General features: G+C 40.5%; 24 protein-coding genes. 18 read left to right on the top strand and 6 right to left on the bottom strand.

The window, feature by feature from the left end; genetic code table 11:
• The first annotated feature begins 66 nt into the window (after nt 1-66).
• The 14 genes from eutS (at nt 67) to OPF91_RS00420 (ending at nt 11,932) form a co-directional block, all read left to right on the top strand.
• Nucleotides 67-408, top strand: a complete 342-nt coding sequence (eutS, locus tag OPF91_RS00485) for an ethanolamine utilization microcompartment protein EutS (protein ID WP_264986706.1) — start codon at nt 67-69, stop codon at nt 406-408.
• A gap of 11 nt (nt 409-419) precedes the next feature.
• The gene (locus OPF91_RS00480) at nt 420-923 is read left to right on the top strand and encodes a EutP/PduV family microcompartment system protein (protein ID WP_264986705.1); all 504 of its coding nucleotides are present in this window, start codon (nt 420-422) and stop codon (nt 921-923) included.
• Nucleotides 924-936: 13 nt separating this feature from the next.
• Nucleotides 937-2,361, top strand: coding sequence for an ethanolamine ammonia-lyase reactivating factor EutA (locus OPF91_RS00475; protein WP_264986704.1), 1,425 nt, complete (start codon nt 937-939; stop codon nt 2,359-2,361).
• A 5-nt stretch (nt 2,362-2,366) separates the two neighbouring features.
• Entirely contained in the window at nt 2,367-3,737 is a 1,371-nt protein-coding gene (locus OPF91_RS00470) for an ethanolamine ammonia-lyase subunit EutB (protein WP_264986703.1), read from the top strand.
• 9 nt (nt 3,738-3,746) lie between these two features.
• Entirely contained in the window at nt 3,747-4,721 is a 975-nt protein-coding gene (gene eutC, locus OPF91_RS00465; protein WP_264986702.1) for an ethanolamine ammonia-lyase subunit EutC, read from the top strand.
• A gap of 11 nt (nt 4,722-4,732) precedes the next feature.
• Nucleotides 4,733-5,383: an ethanolamine utilization microcompartment protein EutL gene (gene eutL / locus OPF91_RS00460; RefSeq protein WP_264986701.1), complete on the top strand. Its 651-nt coding sequence runs from the start codon at nt 4,733-4,735 to the stop codon at nt 5,381-5,383.
• Between the two features lie 16 nt (nt 5,384-5,399).
• The gene (locus OPF91_RS00455; RefSeq protein ID WP_264986700.1) at nt 5,400-6,890 is read left to right on the top strand and encodes an aldehyde dehydrogenase family protein; all 1,491 of its coding nucleotides are present in this window, start codon (nt 5,400-5,402) and stop codon (nt 6,888-6,890) included.
• Between the two features lie 16 nt (nt 6,891-6,906).
• Nucleotides 6,907-7,185 carry a BMC domain-containing protein gene (locus OPF91_RS00450; protein WP_264986699.1) on the top strand — a complete coding sequence of 93 codons (279 nt, stop codon included), beginning with the start codon at nt 6,907-6,909 and terminating at the stop codon, nt 7,183-7,185.
• Nucleotides 7,186-7,255: 70 nt separating this feature from the next.
• Nucleotides 7,256-7,840 (top strand): phosphate propanoyltransferase, encoded by a 585-nt coding sequence (locus tag OPF91_RS00445; RefSeq protein ID WP_264986698.1) that lies wholly within the window; start codon nt 7,256-7,258, stop codon nt 7,838-7,840.
• Nucleotides 7,841-7,855: 15 nt separating this feature from the next.
• Entirely contained in the window at nt 7,856-8,725 is an 870-nt protein-coding gene (locus OPF91_RS00440) for a phosphate propanoyltransferase (RefSeq protein ID WP_264986697.1), read from the top strand.
• Between the two features lie 40 nt (nt 8,726-8,765).
• Complete coding sequence (locus OPF91_RS00435; protein ID WP_264986696.1) at nt 8,766-9,050, top strand: EutN/CcmL family microcompartment protein; 285 nt, start codon at nt 8,766-8,768, stop codon at nt 9,048-9,050.
• On the top strand, nt 9,043-9,411 hold the full coding sequence (locus OPF91_RS00430; RefSeq protein WP_264986695.1) for a BMC domain-containing protein: 369 nt from the start codon (nt 9,043-9,045) through the stop codon (nt 9,409-9,411). The genes OPF91_RS00435 and OPF91_RS00430 overlap by 8 nt, the downstream gene beginning before the upstream one ends.
• On the top strand, nt 9,411-10,355 hold the full coding sequence (mdh, locus tag OPF91_RS00425) for a malate dehydrogenase (RefSeq protein ID WP_264986693.1): 945 nt from the start codon (nt 9,411-9,413) through the stop codon (nt 10,353-10,355). The genes OPF91_RS00430 and mdh overlap by 1 nt, the downstream gene beginning before the upstream one ends.
• An 80-nt stretch (nt 10,356-10,435) precedes the next feature.
• Nucleotides 10,436-11,932: a carboxypeptidase M32 gene (locus OPF91_RS00420; protein ID WP_264986692.1), complete on the top strand. Its 1,497-nt coding sequence runs from the start codon at nt 10,436-10,438 to the stop codon at nt 11,930-11,932.
• A 49-nt stretch (nt 11,933-11,981) separates the two neighbouring features.
• Here OPF91_RS00420 and OPF91_RS00415 read toward each other — a convergent pair whose 3' ends face one another.
• The 4 genes from OPF91_RS00415 to OPF91_RS00400 form a co-directional block, all read right to left on the bottom strand.
• On the bottom strand, nt 11,982-13,643 hold the full coding sequence (locus OPF91_RS00415; protein ID WP_264986690.1) for a b(o/a)3-type cytochrome-c oxidase subunit 1: 1,662 nt from the start codon (nt 13,641-13,643) through the stop codon (nt 11,982-11,984).
• Nucleotides 13,627-14,121, bottom strand: a complete 495-nt coding sequence (locus tag OPF91_RS00410) for a cupredoxin domain-containing protein (RefSeq protein ID WP_264986689.1) — start codon at nt 14,119-14,121, stop codon at nt 13,627-13,629. The genes OPF91_RS00415 and OPF91_RS00410 overlap by 17 nt, the downstream gene beginning before the upstream one ends.
• Before the next feature lie 24 nt (nt 14,122-14,145).
• A complete protein-coding gene (locus OPF91_RS00405) occupies nt 14,146-14,268 on the bottom strand; it encodes a hypothetical protein (protein WP_264986688.1) in 123 nt (40 codons plus the stop codon).
• Nucleotides 14,269-14,448: 180 nt separating this feature from the next.
• A complete protein-coding gene (locus OPF91_RS00400) occupies nt 14,449-14,910 on the bottom strand; it encodes a chemotaxis protein CheX (protein WP_264986687.1) in 462 nt (153 codons plus the stop codon).
• 406 nt (nt 14,911-15,316) lie between these two features.
• On the opposite strand from OPF91_RS00400, the gene OPF91_RS00395 reads away from it, so the two are divergent.
• Genes OPF91_RS00395 through OPF91_RS00380 form a run of 4 tightly spaced genes read left to right on the top strand, consistent with a single transcriptional unit; the run spans nt 15,317 to nt 18,183 of the window.
• Nucleotides 15,317-15,931: a pyroglutamyl-peptidase I gene (locus tag OPF91_RS00395; protein WP_264986686.1), complete on the top strand. Its 615-nt coding sequence runs from the start codon at nt 15,317-15,319 to the stop codon at nt 15,929-15,931.
• Nucleotides 15,915-16,607 (top strand): 5-oxoprolinase subunit PxpB, encoded by a 693-nt coding sequence (gene pxpB, locus OPF91_RS00390; RefSeq protein WP_264986685.1) that lies wholly within the window; start codon nt 15,915-15,917, stop codon nt 16,605-16,607. Before OPF91_RS00395 ends, pxpB begins: the two co-directional genes overlap by 17 nt.
• Nucleotides 16,604-17,467 (top strand): 5-oxoprolinase subunit C family protein, encoded by an 864-nt coding sequence (locus OPF91_RS00385; RefSeq protein WP_264986684.1) that lies wholly within the window; start codon nt 16,604-16,606, stop codon nt 17,465-17,467. The genes pxpB and OPF91_RS00385 overlap by 4 nt, the downstream gene beginning before the upstream one ends.
• Before the next feature lie 2 nt (nt 17,468-17,469).
• Nucleotides 17,470-18,183, top strand: coding sequence for a 5-oxoprolinase subunit PxpA (locus OPF91_RS00380; RefSeq protein WP_264986683.1), 714 nt, complete (start codon nt 17,470-17,472; stop codon nt 18,181-18,183).
• A gap of 103 nt (nt 18,184-18,286) precedes the next feature.
• Here the strand turns inward: OPF91_RS00380 and OPF91_RS00375 are convergent, their stop codons facing one another.
• Both OPF91_RS00375 and OPF91_RS00370 read right to left on the bottom strand, forming a co-directional pair.
• Nucleotides 18,287-18,607, bottom strand: coding sequence for a DUF4183 domain-containing protein (locus tag OPF91_RS00375; RefSeq protein ID WP_264986682.1), 321 nt, complete (start codon nt 18,605-18,607; stop codon nt 18,287-18,289).
• A gap of 14 nt (nt 18,608-18,621) precedes the next feature.
• Nucleotides 18,622-19,032: a DUF4183 domain-containing protein gene (locus OPF91_RS00370; protein ID WP_264986681.1), complete on the bottom strand. Its 411-nt coding sequence runs from the start codon at nt 19,030-19,032 to the stop codon at nt 18,622-18,624.
• Between the last annotated feature and the right edge of the window lie 56 nt (nt 19,033-19,088).

Here is a 19,088-nt window from a genome sequence, read left to right as displayed (position 1 = left end):
CCATTATACTGCGGTGTAATGGATAAGAGGCGGACAAGCTCACAGTGGAAGGAAAGGTGATAATAGGTGAGTGAAGAGAAAAAACGATTTATTCAGGAGTTTGTGCCAGGGAAACAGTTAACATTAAGTCACCTAATTGCAAACCCTGATCCAGATATGTTTCAAAAGTTAGGTATTCAAGAGGCAGGTGCGCTTGGCATTATGACATGTACACCGAGTGAGACGGTTATTATTGCAGGTGATTTAGCTACAAAAGCAGCGAATGTACGCTTAGGGTTTTTAGACCGTTTTACAGGAAGCCTTGTTATTGTCGGAAGTGTCTCGGAAGTAGAGATGGCCATGATTGAAATTAATCGTTTCTTATCAGAAAAACTAGGTTATACACCATCACAAATTACGAAATCTTAGGATGTGCCAGCATGAAAAATCGAGTGATGATTATTGGCGGCGTACAAGCAGGTAAGTCCACGTTGATGAATGCTTTATTAGGGAAAGAGCGTCAGGCGAATAAAACACAAGCGCTTGTCTATGATGAGTGGATTGTGGATACACCTGGTGAATATATTGAAAATCCTATGTATTACCGCAATATTATGGCGACGTCATTAGAAGTGACACATGTCATTTATTTGCAAGATGCGACATCAGCAAGAAGTGTGTTTCCACCACAATTTAGTCTAGGCATTCCTAAAATTCAAATAGGGGTGATTACTAAAATGGATTCACCCCTTGCTGATGTGGAACGAGCCATTACATTGTTAAAAAATGTCATGACACAAGGGTCGATTGTGAAAACATCGGCACTGCAAAAAGAAGGTATTGAATTCATTGCACCATTGATTCAACTAGCTACAGAGCAAGACATTCGCCAATTTGTAAAGGATTGTAACAGTCCATATCTCATGTATTACCCACAGCAGTGAAAGGGGGAATAACTTGAAGACAGAGACAATTTACAGTGCAGGTATTGATATTGGGACAAGCACAACGAAAATGGTTGTGAGTCGCTTTGTACTGAAAAACGTAGCAGGTATTACACATGTACCAAAAATTGAAATTATTGAAAAAAGTGTCTTACATCAAAGTCCCATCATTAAAACACCTTTTATTAGCAAAGAAGTGTTGGATATGGAGAAAATTGAACAATTTATTTTCCAACAATATGAACTAGCACAAATCGCACCAACAGCCATTGCCACAGGAGCGATTATTATTACAGGTGAGTCAGCTACGAAGGAAAATGCGCGTGAAGTTATACATGCTATTTCCGATACAGCTGGTCAATTTTTAGTGGCGACAGCAGGACCTGATTTAGAGGGCATTATTGCAGCAAAAGGCTCTGGTACAATGCAGCAATCGAAAAATACGGCGAAAGTTATTGCTAATATTGATATTGGTGGTGGTACAGCAAACATGGCTGTCATGCAGTTTGGTGAGGTCATCGGTACATGTACACTTCATATTGGTGGTCGATTGATTGAATTCCATCAAGGAAAAATTCTCTCCATCTCACCACCGATTGTGAAGCTGATGGAGAAGTGGCCAAATCCACTTGTTGTTGGGGATGCCGCAGATGATGTACGAGTAGCGCAATGTATTGACGAAATGGTGCTCACATTGGTTGATGTATTAAACGGACAATTGACAGACGAGCAGCATCCATTATTACTAGGTCATTTGCCAAATTGGCACAAGCCAGTAGATGTCGTTGTTTTCTCAGGTGGTGTAGCGGCTTGTATTTATGATAATGAATGTTCAATGCGTCAGTATGATGATATTGGGGAAAAATTGGCGAAAAGACTTGTGGCACATGAGCAACTGCAATCTTTTATATGGATAAAGCCAGAGGAAACATCGCGAGCAACAGTGACAGGTGCTGGTACACAAACAACGGATATTAGTGGGGCAACAATTCAAGTCGATGCAGATGTGCTACCACTTAAAAATGTACCTGTTTTTAATTGTTATATGGATGTAGCCAATAGAAGTTTTGATGATATCATCCAACTAGCTGTGGCACAGGCAGATGCTTTATTTTCAACAGAGGATCATTTGTCCCCATTTGCGCTCTATTTCAATGAATTGCCGTATTTAAGTTTTCAAGATGTCCATACGCTATGTGAGGCAATTTTGCATCATTTGGCGGACAGAAGTTCAAGTGAGCTACCGATTATTATTGTGATTCAATCGGATTATGCGAAAATTATTGGCCAAACGATTCAAGCCATTAATCATACCGTGCCTATTATTTGTATTGATCAAATTAAAGTGGAGACAGGTGATTATATCGACATAGGGGAAGTGCTACCATCTGGTGTTGTTCCTGTCGTTGTAAAAACACTTGCCTTCCATTCAAAGTAAGGAGGATGACCGTGAATTTATCGGTGATATTTGGTGGAGAAAAGTATAATTTTTCTTCATTAAAAGATGTAATGGCAAAAGCCAACGAAGAAAAATCGGGTGACCGTTTAGCAGGCATTGCGGCTGAATCGGTACAGCAGCGCATTGCAGCCAAAGCTGTCTTAAGCGAGCTATTAGTAAAAGATATACGGGAAACGCCATTAGTACCAGCAGAAAATGATGAAGTAACACGTCTCATCGAGGGTGATATTAATGAGCAAGTATATGGAGAAATTAAAAACTGGAGCATTGAGCAGCTACGTGAGTATATTTTATCGAATGACACAGGTGACCGTGAATTAAAGCGTTTAAGTAAAGGGATGAACTCCGAAATTATTGCGGCTGTCACAAAGCTCATGTCCAATTTAGACCTTGTCCATGCGGCAAATAAAGTGGAAATTTTATCGACGTGTAACATCACAATCGGCCAAAAGGGTACACTGTCTTCACGTTTACAGCCAAATCACCCAACAGATAATATTGATGGCATTATTGCTTCGCTAAAAGAAGGCTTGTCTTATGGGATTGGAGATGCGGTAATCGGCATTAATCCTGTAGATGATTCTGTGGAGAGTGTGAAAAAAGTATTACATGCGACAAAGGAATTTATGACAGATTGGTCGATTCCAACGCAAAATTGTGTGTTAGCGCATATTACAACACAAATGAAGGCGATTCAGCAAGGTGCACCAGCAGATATGATTTTCCAAAGTATTGCGGGAACAGAAGCGGCGAACCGTTCATTTGGTATTTCGGTGGATTTGATTCGAGAAGCGGATGAGCTAGTGAAAAAATATAGTACAGGTACAGGCCCTAACTTATTTTATTTTGAAACAGGGCAGGGCTCAGAGCTATCAGCAGAGGCACATATGGGCATTGACCAACTGACATTAGAATCACGTAACTATGGCTTTGCACGTCATTTCAATCCATACATTGTCAATACTGTTGTTGGCTTCATTGGACCTGAGTATTTATACAATAATAAGCAAGTAATTCGTGCAGGCCTAGAAGACCACTTTATGGGGAAAATGCATGGCCTACCAATGGGCGTAGATATTTGCTATACAAATCACATTAAAGCCGACCAAAATGATATTGAGGATTTAGGTGTATTGCTCACAGCGGCTGGGGTGAACTTTATTATCGCAGCACCAATGGGCGATGATGTCATGCTGAACTATCAATCCATGAGTTTCCATGATGTAGTGACATTACTACAAACACTTGGCAAAAAGCCAGCACCAGCATTTTTAGCATGGCTAGAAAAAATGGGCATTTATGAAAATGGTCGTCTTTCAGCAAGAGCTGGTGATTTATCTTTATTTGAAAGGTAGGTGAGTCCATTGAATGAACAATTAGTATCTATGATTACACAGCTTGTGATGGAGAAGATGGGACAGGATACGGCAGCAACGCCAATAGAAGCCTCTCAACCGTCCGTGCTGAAGCTAGTTGAAACAGCAGAAGCACCTAATACGACAGTTGGAGCAAATGAGCCTTTGATTAAGCTTTATAATGGGGTAGCACAGTCGGTGTCACAGGGAGTTGCTTCATCTATAGCTCAAACGACAACGGAGCCTGCAAAAGAATTTCAGTTTGAGGCAGGTGATGTATCGGATAGTGTACAAGCAGCAAGAAAGCATACACCAGCTAGAATTGGTGTAGGACGAGCAGGTACACGACCAAAAACGAAAACATGGTTGAATTTCCGATTGGATCATGCAGCCGCAGTCGATGCTGTATATGGTGAAGTGTCTGATGAATTATTGCAAAAGCTAAATGTCTTCCAAGTTGCCACAAAGGTGACAGATAAAGAAGAGTACATTACACGACCTGATTTGGGACGCCGTTTGTCAGATGAAGGAAAAGCATTGATTCAAGAAAAATGCAAAAAGAATCCGACTGTACAAATTATTATTTCTAATGGCTTAAGTGCAAGTGCGATTGAAGAAAATGTCCAAGATGTTTACTTAGCATTACAGCAAAGCTTAAGCAATTTGAATATTGATATCGGTACAACCTTTTACATTGATAAAGGGCGTGTAGCCTTAATGGATGAGATTGGCGAACTTTTACAGCCAGAGGTCATCGTATACTTAATCGGTGAGCGTCCAGGTCTTGTGTCCGCTGAATCCATGAGTGCGTATTTATGCTATCAGCCCCGAATCGGTACAGTAGAGGCAGATCGTATGGTCATTTCCAATATCCATAAAGGTGGAATTCCTCCACTAGAGGCAGGCGCATACTTAGGAACAGTTGTACAAAAAATATTGCATTACAAGGCAAGTGGTGTAGGTCTTGTAGCAAAAGAAAGCTAGGGGGCGAAGCAATGAATCCTCGAAAAATTATGGCGGATATTTTAGCCATGCAAGTGATTCCAAGAGTTAATGATGAGTTGGCAGCACAATTCAATTTAAAGTCGTCTCATAAAAGCTTGGGTATTGTGACATTGACAATTGACGATGTTGGCTATGTCGCATTTGATGAAGCGACGAAAAAGGCTGATGTCGATGTTGTATATGCGAAAAGTTTCTATGCAGGAGCAGCACATGCTTCTGGTCCATTATCAGGTGAGGTCATCGGTATTATTGCAGGTAGTTCCCCTGATGAAATTCGTAGTGGCTTAGATGCGATTCAACAAAAAATTCAGTTTGACACGTACTTTGAAGCGATTTTAGATAATGATAGTCATGCGTTATTTGCCCATACAGTGGCGAGCTGTGGGACTTATTTAGCTGAACTAGCAGAGGTCGAGGTCGGCACAGCACTTGCGTATTTAATTGCCCCACCACTTGAGGCGGTTGTCGGTTTAGATGCCGCATTAAAAGCAGCAGAGGTCGAGTTAAAAGTATTCTTTGGTCCTCCGTCTGAAACGAACTTTGGGGGCGGTTTACTAAGTGGTAGTCAGTCTGCTTGTCAGGCGGCAACCGAGGCATTCCGTGAAGCGATTGAAAATATCGCAAGAAATCCAGTCAATTAGAAAGGGGGCGGCTTTATTGGCCACACTAGATAAAGATTTACTTGCATTACAAGAAATGCGTGATGCAGTCAAAAATGCAAATGCAGCGCAAGCGATTTATATGCAGTATTCACAGCAGCAAGTGGATACGATTGTCAAAGCAGTTGCGGACGCCGCTTTTAAAGAGGCAGAGCGATTAGCGAAAATGGCTGTTGAAGAAACAGGCATGGGCGTTTGGAATCATAAAAAAATAAAAAATGAAGTAGCCTCACGAGATCTTTATGAGGATATTAAAGATTTAAAAACAGTCGGTGTTGTTGGCTTTGATCGTGCGAAAAAGGTAACTGAAATTGCAAGCCCATTTGGTGTTGTAGCGGGGATTATTCCAACAACCAATCCAACATCAACAGCAATTTTCAAAGCGATGATTTCTTTGAAAACACGCAATGCTTTAGTCGTAAGCCCACATCCATATGCAGTAAAATGTACAAAGGAAGCATTGGATGTTTGTCGCATCGCAGCAGAAAAAGCAGGTGCGCCAGAAGGGTTACTACAATGTTTAACAATGTCCTCGATGGAAGCAACACAGCAATTAATGAAGCATCGTGATATTCATTTAATTTTAGCTACTGGTGGCGGTGCACTTGTCAAAGCAGCTTATAGCTCTGGCAAGCCTGCTTATGGTGTAGGTCCTGGAAATGTACCAGCCTATATCGAAAAATCAGCGAATGTGGTAAAGGCTGTTCGCCAGCTTGTACAAAGTAAATCATTTGATAATGGAACGATTTGTGCAACAGAACAAGCGATTGTTGTTGATAAAGCAGTAGCACAGCAAGTCATGGCTGAGCTAAAGAAAAATAATGCATACATCGTCAATGATGAGGAAAAAGTGAAAATGGAACAATTGATTTCACCAACACCAGGTAAAGTCAATCCGAAAATTGTTGGACGCTCTGCTACACATATCGCACAAGTAGCGGGCATTACTGTACCTGATAATACGAAAGTCATTATTGGGGTAGAAACGATGATCGGTAAAAATATTCCGTTTTCACTTGAAAAACTATCACCAATTTTTGCATTATATATAGTAGAGGATAGTGTAGAAGCAAAACAGGTTATGATTGATTTACTGAATATTGGTGGACGTGGTCATACATGCTCCATTCATACAGAAAATGCGGCACTCGCTGAGCAATTTGCTGTTGATTTACCTGTATCACGCTTTATCGTCAATTCATTATCTTCTATTGGTGCTGTTGGTGGAACAACAGGCTTAGCACCATCCTTTACATTAGGTTGCGGTACGTTTGGCGGTAACATTACATCTGATAATGTGACAGCTAGACATTTAATCAATATTAAGCGTATGGCGTACGGCACAAAAGATGTCGATGTGCCAGAGCCATTAGTGGAAGCGACATCTGTCGTAGAAGCCGTATTGGCACAGGAGCCGACTGTAGATGCAGCAACGGTTCAACAAATTGTAGAGCAAGTATTAAAACAAATCTCATCACAAAATAAATAATTTGGAGGAATGACAAATGAGTACAGCATTAGGAATGGTAGAAACAAAAGGTCTTGTAGGAGCAATCGAAGCAGCAGATGCAATGGTAAAGGCTGCTAGCGTTAATTTAGTAGGAAAAGTACATGTAGGTGGCGGTATCGTAACTGTATTAGTACGTGGTGATGTAGGCGCAGTAAAAGCAGCTACAGATGCAGGTGCAGCAGCAGCAGGTCGTGTAGGAGAACTTTTATCTGTACACGTGATTCCACGTCCACACCACGAATTAGAATTAATTTTGCCAAAAGCGGAAGCATAATAAATAAAAAGGTAAACATCTCTCCTTCTATTTTCAGCAGGGGAGATGTTTGTTAACTATAGGAGTGATAATGTTGGCGGAAAAAACATTTCCAGTTGCGATTTCGGCTCGTCATATACATTTAAGTGAAGCAGATGTAGAAGCGCTTTTTGGCACAGGGGCAACACTGACAAAAGATTTTGATTTGTCACAGCCAGGACAGTTTGCCGCAAAAGAGCGTGTGTCCATCGAAGGCCCTAAAGGAGTCATTCACAATGTACGTGTATTAGGACCCGTTAGACCAGCAACTCAATTAGAAGTGAGTAAAACAGATGCCTTGAAATTGGGCGTCAATCCACCATTACGACAATCAGGTGATGTAGCCAATTCAGCTGGCATTACGATTAAAAATGGTGAGCGTGAACTAGCCATTGAACAAGGTGTTATCATTGCACAGGCACATATCCATATGACGCCGGCAGATGCACAGGAATTCGGTGTGCAAAATAATGAAGTGGTGTCTGTTGAAGTGGAAAGTGAACGTCCTGTGACATTCCGAGGCATTGTTGTACGTGTATCAGAGCAATTTAGCTTAGAAATGCATATTGATACAGACGAAGCGAATGCAGGCTTTATCCAACAACAAGCAAAAGGAAAAATCATCAAATCATCATAAGGAGGCGCGCATTTTATGCAGGAACATTTAGTACAAAAAATTGTCGAAGAAGTATTGCAGCAAGTATTAAAAAATCAGCCTGCTCTACAAAATGACGGACAAATCCCTATTGGTGTATCGGCACGACATGTTCATCTTGCACAAACAGAAGTCGAACAGCTTTTCGGGCAAGGCTATGAGTTAACACCGAAATTTGAGTTATCACAGCCAGGACAATTTGCGGCTGAAGAAACAGTCGTCATTGCAGGACCAAAGGGTTCAATTGAACGTGTGCGTATTTTAGGACCAGCTCGTTCATTATCACAAGTAGAGGTAAGCTGGACGGATGCGATGAAATTAGGTGTAAAGCCACCATTGCGTATTTCAGGTGATATTAAAGGCTCAAGCCCTATTACATTAATTGGTCCAAAGGGAAGCGTTGTCTTACAGGAAGGATTAATCGTAGCACAGGCACATATTCATATGTCTCCAGCAGATAGCGAACATCTTCAAGTGGTGGACGGACAGTCTGTACAAATTAAAGTCGAAGGGATTCGTCCTATTATTTTCTCAGATGTGTTGATTCGTGTGTCAGATCGTTTTCGTTTAGAAATGCATATTGATACAGATGAAGCAAATGCAGGTCTGATTAAACAAGGCGCTTTTGGTGAAATAGTGAATGCTCAAACGATGAGCAAGCCTGTAACGGTGAAAGAATCTACGCCTGTTGTGCAACAAACAACACAGCAGACAAGCTATTTTTTCGATAAAAAGCTACTGTCACAGCAAGAAGTGTTAGCCATTGATGCACAAGAAATTGTTGTATCGAAGAAAACGATTGTGACGGCACTGGCACAAGATAAAATACGTGAGCTGGGTAAAACATTAACAGTTCGTGCTGATTAATAGATAGTGCAATGAATGATGAAAAGAGAAGGTGACCGTTATGCTGATGGGTAGAGTAATCGGCAATGTATGGGCGACACGTAAGGAAGATGGATTGAACGGCTTAAAGCTTTTAATTGTACAACCAATCGATTCCAACCAAAAGCCTATTCGTGCCGAAATGGTAGCGGCAGATCGAATCGGTGCTGGTATTGGTGATGATGTCCTCATCACAAGCGGTGGTTCATCCCGTTATATTATGAAAGATAACCCACTGCCAATTGATGCGGTTGTCATTGGGATTATTGATTCTACAGAAGTAATGCGAGGTGATAATAATGAGTAGTGCAATCGGTATGATTGAAACAAAAGGGCTAGTTGGCTCTTATGAAGCAGCAGATGCAATGATTAAAGCAGCAGACGTCACAATTGTGAAACAGGAATTTGTCGATGGTGGTATCGTAACGGTCGTTGTACAAGGTGATGTTGGCTCTGTACAGGCAGCTGTAGAGGCTGGAAAGGCAGCAGCAATACGTGTAGGTGAATTACTAGGTGCACATGTGATTCCAAGACCTGATGACCATGTATTCCAGATGGTGAAAGGGCCAGAAGCACCAAAGAAAAAAACGGCTACACCTGCAACACGCACAAAAAAAACACCAGAAGTAACAGCAGAAACAACAACTACTGACAGAGGTGAAGCATAATGGCTTTTCGTAAAAGTAAAATTGCTGTAATTGGTGCTGGTCATACAGGCGCAACATTAAGTCTGTTTTTAGCACAAAAAGAGTTGGGTGACGTTGTACTAGTAGATATTCCTGAGGCAGAGAAGCCAACAAAAGGGAAAGCACTTGATTTATTGCAAACAGGTCCGATTGAAAAATTCAATGTATCTGTGAAAGGTACAAGCAATTATGAGGATATTGCAGGTGCTGATATTGTCGTTATCACAGCGGGTATTCCTCGTAAGCCTGGTATGAGTCGTGATGATTTAGTCATGACGAATGCGAAAATTATTCAGCAAGTATCACGCCAAATTAAACAGCATGCACCAAACAGTATTGTCGTTGTGTTAAGTAACCCTGTAGATGCGATGACATATGTATGTTATAAGGAAACGGGCTTCCCGAAAAATCGTGTTATCGGGCAATCAGGTGTGTTAGACACAGCACGTTTTAACACATTTGTTGCACAAGAATTAAATATTGCACCTGAAGATGTGTCTGGCTTTGTACTTGGTGGACATGGTGATGAAATGGTGCCATTAATTCGGTATTCCTATGCAGGTGGTATCCCACTAGAAAAGCTGATTCCACAAGAGCGACTAGAGCAAATTGTGGAACGGACACGTAAAGGTGGCGGGGAAATTGTAGGGCTATTAGGAAATGGTAGTGCCTATTATGCACCTGCTGCAGCCTGTGCGCAAATGGTGGAAATCATCATGAAGGATCAGCGCAAAATTATCCCATCTATCGCATTGCTAGAAGGGGAATATGGCTACCAAGAGCTATTTTTAGGTGTACCAACTATTTTAGGTGGTAATGGTATCGAATCTGTTATTGAGCTACATTTAACAGATGCAGAAAAAGCTGCCTTAAATAAATCAGCAGAGGCCGTTGAACAAGTCATTGGCATTTGTCAAAATATATAAAAAGCTGCTCCTTGCCAAATGGTAGGGAGCATTTTTAGTGAGTATGGTAAACTATTGATAGTACAAAGGAGGATGACAGCATGACGGTTCAACAATTTACAGACTATGTGAAGAAAATGCAACATTATTCGGAGGCATTAAACGTTATATATTGGGATATGCGTACAGGTGCACCGAAAAAAGGCTTAGAGCAACGAGCAGAGGTAGTAGGCACATTATCTGCTTCCTTGTTTGACATGCAAACAAGTGATGAATTGGGGCAATTATTAACATCGTTAGAGACGCAAAAAGCGGACCTTGATTATGTAACAACACGATTAGTGGAAGAAGTTCGTAAACAATATGATCAAAATAAGAAAATTCCCGCACAGGATTACAAAGAATATGTGATTTTACAGTCGAAGGCAGAAACAGCATGGGAAGAAGCAAAGGCAACAAATAATTTTGCGTTGTTTTTACCTTATTTAGAGCAATTAATTAGCTGGCAAAAGAAATTTATTGGCTATTGGGGCATGAAAAATGGCTCACCATATAATACATTGCTCGATTTATTTGAGCCAGATATGACGACAGATGTATTGGATCGTGTTTTTGGTGAATTACGTGAAACGATTGTCACACTTGTTCAAAAAATTGGAGCCTCTCCAAAGCAACCAGATACAAGTATGCTATTGAAGCACTTTCCACGCGAGGCGCAGCGTGCACTATCATTAGAAATTTTAGCGCAACTTGGCTATGATTTTGAGGCAGGTCGCCTAGATGAAAGTGTACATCCATTTATGGTTGGCTTAAATCATGGGGATGCCCGCATTACAACCAAATATGATGAACATGATTTCCGTTCAGCCATTTTTGGTACAATTCACGAATGTGGTCATGCGATGTATGAACAAAATATTGATGCGAAGCTAGCAGGTTTGCCATTAGCAGCAGGGACATCCATGGGCATTCATGAGTCACAATCTTTATTTTATGAAAATTTTGTAGGACGTAATGAAAAGTTTTGGGCGCATAATTATGAGCGTCTACAACAGTATTCACCAGCACAATTTGGTGATGTAGCCTTAGACGATTTCTTACGAGCTATTAATATGGTAGAGCCTTCCTTCATTCGTATTGAGGCAGATGAATTAACGTATGCATTGCATATTATGATTCGTTATGAAATTGAGCGTGACTTATTCAATGGCGATTTACAGCCAAAGGATTTACCACAAGTATGGAATGATAAGTACGAAGAATATTTAGGTATCCGCCCTGAAACAGATGCAAAAGGTGTGCTACAAGATATGCATTGGTCAGGTGGGATGTTTGGCTACTTCCCATCCTATGCACTAGGATTAATGTATGCGGCACAATGGAAGCATGCGATGGACAAGGATATTCCAAACTTTGATGAGCTGCTGGCAAAAGGAAATCTTTTACCGATTCGTCAATGGTTAACGGAAAAAGTACATCAGTATGGTGCATTGAAAAAACCATTTGAGCTATTGCAGGAGGGTACTGGAGAAGGACTAAACGCTACCTATTTAGCAAACTATCTACAAGAGAAATATACTAAGCTTTATCAATTGTAGGACAAATAAAAAAGGAGTTGCTCATCAAGTAGCAACTCCTTTTTCTAGTTTACCACAGCTTGAAGCCTTTTGAGCCTGGCGGTGAATTTGAAATAATATCGAAAATGGGAATCGTGTAAGCGAATAAAATTAATGCTGCTAAAATCACAACCCATAATTTAAAGTTTTCTAACATCGCTGGTGTTGGACCACTATGTGCATGAACTTCACCAACAGGGAATTCTTCATCACCTTTAGGCGCAAACCAAGCTAATTTTGCCACTACATAAAGGATAACGATAATGGCGATGAATAAAATCGTACCACCAACTGCTTGTGCGATTTGATAAGGAATCCAATCATATGCTTGCTGTGCGCCACCATATTCAGAGTAATCAGAACGGCGTGGTGCACCAAATAAGCCCGCAATGTGCATAGAAGATGACATAATCGTCATACCGACTGCCCATAAAATGCCTGCAAAATTCCCAAGACTGTTTAAAGATTTTGTTAATGTGCGACCTGTTAGGTGTGGAATTAACCAGAAGGCTGCACCAAAGTAAGTTAACACAACGGCTGTAGCAATTGTTAAATGAAAATGCCCTGTTACCCAAATGGTATTATGGATTAATTGGTTCATTTGATAAGAGGCATTGACAACCCCACCAGCACCACCAGGGATAAATGCGACCATCCCAATAAATGGTACGAAGAAACGAACATCTTTCCATGGTAATTTTTTGAACCAGCCGAATAAGCCTTTACCACCTAATTCACGTCCACGTAATTCAAACATCGCAAACATCGAAAAGGCTGTCATTAAAGAAGGGATGATTACAGCAAATGTTAAAATAACTTGAATGAACTTCCATGTTCCTGAAATACCAGGCTCTGTTAATTGGTGATGAATGCCAACAGGTACAGAGAAAAGTAGGAAGAGCATAAAGGATAGTCTTGCTAAGGAATCAGAGAAAATTTTGCCACCGATAATCTTTGGAATAATTGTATACCATACCATATAAGCTGGTAATAACCAGAAGTATACAAGTGCATGACCGAAATACCAGAACAATGTACGAGATAAGGCAACATCGACACGTTCGATTAAACCTAATGACCAAGGAAGCAATTGGAATAGTACAGAAATGGCTACACCTAATGTTGCTGCAAACCACATTAAATTATTGACAACAACCATGTAAGATAATAATGGGCTAGACTGACCGCTACCTTTATTTTCTTTACGCCATTGTGTATAACGTAAAATTTGTGCTACACCACCAACCCAAGAACCTACAACAACAAGCGTTAAGCCTAAATAGAAAATCCAGTGTGCTTGTAGTGGGGCATAGAATGTGTAAAGAACAGTGGCTTTATTTAATAACACCATCACTGCCGCCGCAGCCGTACCAATTGTCATTAACCAAAAACCAATCCATCCTATACGACGCTGTGCATCTGTAAATGTACCAGATGTACGGCTAACACTGGCAATTTGGAAACCGTAGATAAAGAATGTTGTTAAAATAAGACCGAGTAAAACACCGTGTACCGTTAATACTTGATAATAGCCGATGCCTGCTGGTAATGTGAATTGACCAGAGCGAACAAATACTTGTAATAAACCTGCAAGACCACCTAATAATAATGCGATAAATGCTACATAAATATGGGCCATTGCTAATTTAGCGTCACGACGATCGACCTTTGTTCCATTATTTGTGCGACTCATTTGAATCCACCACCTTTAGCATAGAATGCATCATCGTATGTCCTGTACCACAGTATTCATTACATACGATTAAAAACTCGCCTACTTTATTGACCTCTGTGACATACTCTGAAATATAACCAGGCTCTAGCATCATATTAATATTTGTACCTGCCACTTCAAAGCCATGCATAACGTCTGCACTTGTCGCAATGAACTTCACCTTTGCGCCAAGAGGTACTTCGATGACAGGAGGCTCGTAGTTGAAAGCTGATGCTAAGACAACGACTTCATAATCCCAATCCTTGCCTTCTACTTTGTGCACACCAGGGTTACTAAAAATCTCATGCTCTCTTACTTTTTCATAGTCTAATGTTTTTTTACCGTTATTTGGATGTGAGCCTTGATGGAATGCGCCAACGCCGACAATCACAAGAAATGCTACTAATGTGGCGATTCCGAACACAAGCCAATACTTCTCATACTTATGTATGTGCATATGTTTCTGTCCCTTCTTTTTAAATTAAAAACGTCCGATAAATAAATCAAAGCAGTACACCCAAAGCAAAATAATAATGATTCCAACACCGAATACAGCATAGAGTGTGCCTTTTAAATTATCATCTGGTTTTTTCTTATTTGTCATCTTCGCTCCTCCTAAGCATGGATTATGTGTTTCCTTACTGCCATCATATAAGAATTCCCTTTCTTAAGATGTGAAAAAAATCACACCTTTGGCTGGTTTATGTGAAGAATATGTGAAAACTGCTAATCAAAATAAAAACCATCTCGACTCACTGTTCGAGATGGTTTGGAGAATAGTCTATTATTCTTCGTCTTCTTCAATTGTTAATAACACGGTCATCGGTCCAATCGTTGGGATGCTGACAGGAAGTGAAAAGGCCCGCTCAAAGCCATATAATTTCGTATTTCCGACCATGACAGTTGGTGGCGTAATATCGATTTCAAGGTTTTCTTGCCCTACAGCTGTACATAAATTGCCTGCGATCATATTGCCAAGTTCACCAGTGAAGGATTCTAACATGGCACCTTCTAATGGCATACCAAACATCACACTGCCAATACCACTAAATACTTCGGGAGAAGAATCAATAATGACACGACCTTTTAAATCACCGATTAAACCAATTAATACACCCATTTGTTGTTGTTGAAAGGGCTCTGCCACAATACTTGGTGCTTGTACCTCAATTTCCACAGGTAGTATTGTTTTTAGCGCGTGAATTGTACCATTTAAAATGGTTTGAAAATGCTTCGAACTACTCATCATTATCTCTTCCTTTCCCATCCTTTCCTATTATCTTATCATGTTGAAAGCATAAGATGAAGGCATGTCTTGACGAATTTACATGAAATTTATATGATGTTTATGAGAATGATTGTCAAATTCAATCGAAAAGTAAGTGATTTCGAAAAGGTATGTTGTTATCGTCACGATTGTGCATCTGTTTACTTGACCAAATCGAGGTGTTATAAAGCTAAGACATAATGACTAAAAAGGAGTGTCTATCAAATGACCTTTGTTCTGATTGGTGTAGCAGTAATTGTTTATACAGGTATAGGGAACTATGTAATGAAAAAAACAACAACACATTTAAAATAATAGTGGCTATATCCCGCATGAACAATTAGTTGGTGCGGGATTTATTTGAATAAAAGGGAATAAATAGCAGATGACTAAAATTTTATTAACAGGCTTTGAACCATTTTTAGCTTATAAAATCAATCCAACAATGCAAATTGTCGAAGCATTAGCAGGAACGTCAATTGGTAATTATATAATCGAAGGACGTGTGCTATCTGTAGATTTTCAAAAGGCAGCACATCAACTGAAGCAATATATTGAGGAAATCCAGCCGACCATTATTCTTTCTATGGGCTTAGCAGGAGGGCGTTTTAAAATAACACCAGAGCGTATAGCGATTAATGTCAAGGATGGGGAGCCAGATAATAATGGCTATACACCAGTAGATGAAAGTATTTATTCTGACGGGGCAGATGCCTATTTAACGAATTTACCTATTCGCAATATGGTGAATCGTTTGCATCAAGAAGGATATCCAGCAGAAATCTCCAATACAGCGGGTACATATTTATGCAATAACATTATGTATGAAGGGCTTGTTTATGCACGGCAGCATGAAGGAGTGCTAGCAGGATTTATCCATATTCCTGCATCATTTGAGCTAGCGATTCAACATGGAAAAATACCTGGCTGGCATTTGCAGGATTTAATTGCTAGTATTGAGCTTTGTCTTGAGGAAGCTGTTCATGCAAAGAATGATTGAATTTCCGACGGCATTTTGGGTAAGTCAGTATACGATACGTTTTGCATTTCAAGAGGAAATATCAGCAGAAAATAGTCGCAATGTTCGATTATTTCGTACATTTCTACAACAGGCATTATCTGCGGATTTGTTAGAAGTGGTAGCAAGTTATGCAACGGTTACTGCTTATGTAAAACGAAAGGTAGCATTGCAGCCGTTACGTGAACAATGGTACGCACAACAAGCAAGCATAGAGGTGAGTGTGTCCCATACACCAATTCAAATTCCCCTTTGCTATGATGAGGAATTTGCTTTAGATATGCAACGAGTGATGGATTATACAGGCTTAGCCTACGAGCAGATTAAACAGCTTCATTTAGCGAAGGTCTATCGTGTATATGTCATTGGTTTTTTACCTGGCTTTCCGTATCTAGGTGAACTAGCGGAAGCATTATTTGTGCCACGTTTAGCTAAGCCACGTCAGCGAGTAGCGGCAAGCTCAGTTGGTATTGGTGGTGCACAAACAGGTATTTATCCTCTCGATTCACCAGGTGGTTGGAATATTATCGGCAAAACGCCCCTAAAGTTATTTCAAATGCAAAGAGCACAACCCTTTTTACTAGATGTGGGTGATTGCATCCAATTTTATGAAATCACGAAAGCAGAGTTTCGACAAATGGAGGTGAATAGTTATTGAGGCCACTTCTTTTAGTAAGAAAGCAAGGTGTTTATGGTAGTCTGCAAGATCAAGGGCGCTACGGCTATCGTGCATATGGTGTTCCTACTGCAGGTGCAATGGATCGGCGCTCTTTTCAAGCTTCCCATCTCATTTTAGGACATACAGATAATGAAACATCTTTAGAGCTATTTATTGGTGGTTTTGAGTTTGAGGCATTGGCAGAGGCGACCTATGTATTAACAGGAGCAGAAAGCATCTGTTTAGTGAATGGGCTACCAATCGAGATGTGGAAAACCTTCCAACTAAAAAAGGGAGATCGATTGACTATACAACGAGTGGTAAAGGGAGCTATTCTTTATCTCACACCATATGGGGGATTTCAAGCAGAGCAACAATTAGGAAGTCGCTCTTGTTTTCCTTTAGGGCATATGGGTGAGTCATTGCAAAAAGGACATATACTGTATGGGCAGTCTGTTGCTTCAAGTACTAAGACAAGGGGGCTCTACGCACCATATCGTCCACAGTTTGAATCACATCGCGTTGTTCGTGCATTTAAAGGACCTCATTTCCATCTGTTTTCAATCGAAAGTCAGCAACAATTTATAGAAACGACTTTTCAATTTGTCAGTGGTAATCGAATGGGGTATTACTTAAAGGGTGGGGTATTACAGCTACAGCAGCCAAGGGATATTTTATCAGAGGCGACACAATTTGGTACGATTCAAGTGCCGAAAAGCGGTGAGCCAATTGTCTTGATGGCAGATGCTCAAACGGTAGGAGGCTATCCGATTATTGCGACTGTGCATGAGGATGATTTAGACCAAATCGCTCAAATGCGCCGGTTGGATACAGTGAAATTTACATTGATGGAGGTGTAGAAATGGCTTTGGATATTAATTGTGATCTTGGAGAAAGTGTTCATACAGATCAACGTATTTTAGATTATGTGACATCGATGAATATAGCTTGCGGTTATCATGCGGGGAATCATACATTGATGCATGAGCTAGTACGAGCAGCTATTCAGAAAAATGTCCATATTGGTGCTCACCCAGGTTATCCTGATTTAGAAGGTTTTGGGCGTCGAGATATGCACTTTCAAGCACAGGAAATTTATGATATGGTCGTGTATCAAATCGGTGCATTACAGGCATTTATCACAGTGGCAGGTGGCACACTCCATCATGTCAAGCCACATGGTGCACTCTATAATCAAAGTGCCAATAATCGAGAACTAGCAGAAGCGGTTGTGCAAGCTGTACAGGATGTCCAGCCAACAGCGATTCTATATAGCTTAGCTGGTAGTCAAATAGTCGAGATGGCAAGGGATAAGGGCTTACAAGTCTATGAAGAAGTATTTGCAGATCGTCGTTACAATGTGGACGGGACATTAGTGAGTAGACGTGAAGCCAACGCATTGATTGATACAGAACAAGAAATGCTAGCTCATGTACAAGGGATTTTGACAGCCAATGAGGTCATCGCTGTACAAGGCGATAAAATAAAGCTACCAGCCCAAACATTATGTATTCATGGCGATGGTCCACATGCGCTGGTATATGCTGAGAAAATTGCTGCGTTGCGTAAAAAGTAATCATTGTTGCCAAATAGAAAATCGCTTGATACACAGTTCATGTGTACAAGCGATTTTTATATTATCTAGTACAATTTATATAGGTAACTGTTGCACAAAGCGATTAAATGACTGTAACCAACTCCACCGCTTCCAACACTAGTGGTGTACCTGCAACGAGTGTGCCTGTTACGGTATGGAAAGTTAGCTCTGTTGCAGAAACGGAATATGTGTCACCCTCCTGTAAAACACCATTGATATACAAATTATAATAACCATTTGTTACAACTGGAAAAGCCGTTGCTGCTGTACCGCTGTCATCTAAAAATGAACCTACTGCCACAGTGGAGTTATCTACAATGACTAAAGGAGCTGCTAACACATTGAAAAAGCGTGTGGATGTACCTGTGACATTGACATGAATATTAATAATGGAAAGTGCCAAATTGTCACCTCCTTTCAAGCTTGGTGAAAACCAAGGGATTCAATAATAATAGGTGTACCTCTGTAAATAGTAGCTGGGTAGGGTGCAAAGCTTAAGGCTTCAGATGTGATGGTGTAGATGCCAGCCTCCTGCATCACTGCATTGATATACAAATTGACATAGCCATTTGGCTGGAAAAGTGTCATCGTTGTCACGCCTTGACCAAAATCATCAGAAAAAAGAGAAGCAGATAGTGTAGCGCCACCGACTAAGGAGATATCTGTGGCAGCAATATAAAAATAACGATAGACAGTAGGAATAATTGAGCCTTCTGGCACAATGACAGGGGGCGGTGGTTGTATACAAGCTGCATCACTCGCAATAAGATGTGGCCATTTGCATTGTTTTTCACAATCAATTATGCGTCGGATTTTTTTATGTACCATTGTCAAATTACCTCCAATGCCTTTTCTCTACAATATGCATGTAGCGAACATTGCTA

Origin of the sequence: Lysinibacillus piscis, from assembly GCF_026012395.1 — a bacterium.
GTDB lineage: Bacteria > Bacillota > Bacilli > Bacillales_A > Planococcaceae > Lysinibacillus > Lysinibacillus piscis.
This window is presented reverse-complemented; position numbering and strand designations above follow the sequence as displayed.

What these genes read in the sequence shown, in the direction of transcription:
- OPF91_RS00480 (WP_264986705.1), top strand. Translation starts at nt 420, where the DNA reads ATGAAAAATCGAGTGATGATTATTGGCGGCGTACAAGCAGGTAAGTCC.
- OPF91_RS00470 (WP_264986703.1), top strand. Translation starts at nt 2,367, where the DNA reads ATGACCGTGAATTTATCGGTGATATTTGGTGGAGAAAAGTATAATTTT.
- eutL (WP_264986701.1), top strand. Translation starts at nt 4,733, where the DNA reads ATGAATCCTCGAAAAATTATGGCGGATATTTTAGCCATGCAAGTGATT.
- OPF91_RS00450 (WP_264986699.1), top strand. Translation starts at nt 6,907, where the DNA reads ATGAGTACAGCATTAGGAATGGTAGAAACAAAAGGTCTTGTAGGAGCA.
- OPF91_RS00445 (WP_264986698.1), top strand. Translation starts at nt 7,256, where the DNA reads ATGTTGGCGGAAAAAACATTTCCAGTTGCGATTTCGGCTCGTCATATA.
- OPF91_RS00440 (WP_264986697.1), top strand. Translation starts at nt 7,856, where the DNA reads ATGCAGGAACATTTAGTACAAAAAATTGTCGAAGAAGTATTGCAGCAA.
- OPF91_RS00435 (WP_264986696.1), top strand. Translation starts at nt 8,766, where the DNA reads ATGCTGATGGGTAGAGTAATCGGCAATGTATGGGCGACACGTAAGGAA.
- OPF91_RS00430 (WP_264986695.1), top strand. Translation starts at nt 9,043, where the DNA reads ATGAGTAGTGCAATCGGTATGATTGAAACAAAAGGGCTAGTTGGCTCT.
- mdh (WP_264986693.1), top strand. Translation starts at nt 9,411, where the DNA reads ATGGCTTTTCGTAAAAGTAAAATTGCTGTAATTGGTGCTGGTCATACA.
- OPF91_RS00420 (WP_264986692.1), top strand. Translation starts at nt 10,436, where the DNA reads ATGACGGTTCAACAATTTACAGACTATGTGAAGAAAATGCAACATTAT.
- OPF91_RS00415 (WP_264986690.1), bottom strand. Translation starts at nt 13,643, where the DNA reads ATGAGTCGCACAAATAATGGAACAAAGGTCGATCGTCGTGACGCTAAA.
- OPF91_RS00410 (WP_264986689.1), bottom strand. Translation starts at nt 14,121, where the DNA reads ATGCACATACATAAGTATGAGAAGTATTGGCTTGTGTTCGGAATCGCC.
- OPF91_RS00405 (WP_264986688.1), bottom strand. Translation starts at nt 14,268, where the DNA reads ATGACAAATAAGAAAAAACCAGATGATAATTTAAAAGGCACACTCTAT.
- OPF91_RS00400 (WP_264986687.1), bottom strand. Translation starts at nt 14,910, where the DNA reads ATGAGTAGTTCGAAGCATTTTCAAACCATTTTAAATGGTACAATTCAC.
- OPF91_RS00395 (WP_264986686.1), top strand. Translation starts at nt 15,317, where the DNA reads ATGACTAAAATTTTATTAACAGGCTTTGAACCATTTTTAGCTTATAAA.
- pxpB (WP_264986685.1), top strand. Translation starts at nt 15,915, where the DNA reads ATGCAAAGAATGATTGAATTTCCGACGGCATTTTGGGTAAGTCAGTAT.
- OPF91_RS00380 (WP_264986683.1), top strand. Translation starts at nt 17,470, where the DNA reads ATGGCTTTGGATATTAATTGTGATCTTGGAGAAAGTGTTCATACAGAT.
- OPF91_RS00370 (WP_264986681.1), bottom strand. Translation starts at nt 19,032, where the DNA reads ATGGTACATAAAAAAATCCGACGCATAATTGATTGTGAAAAACAATGC.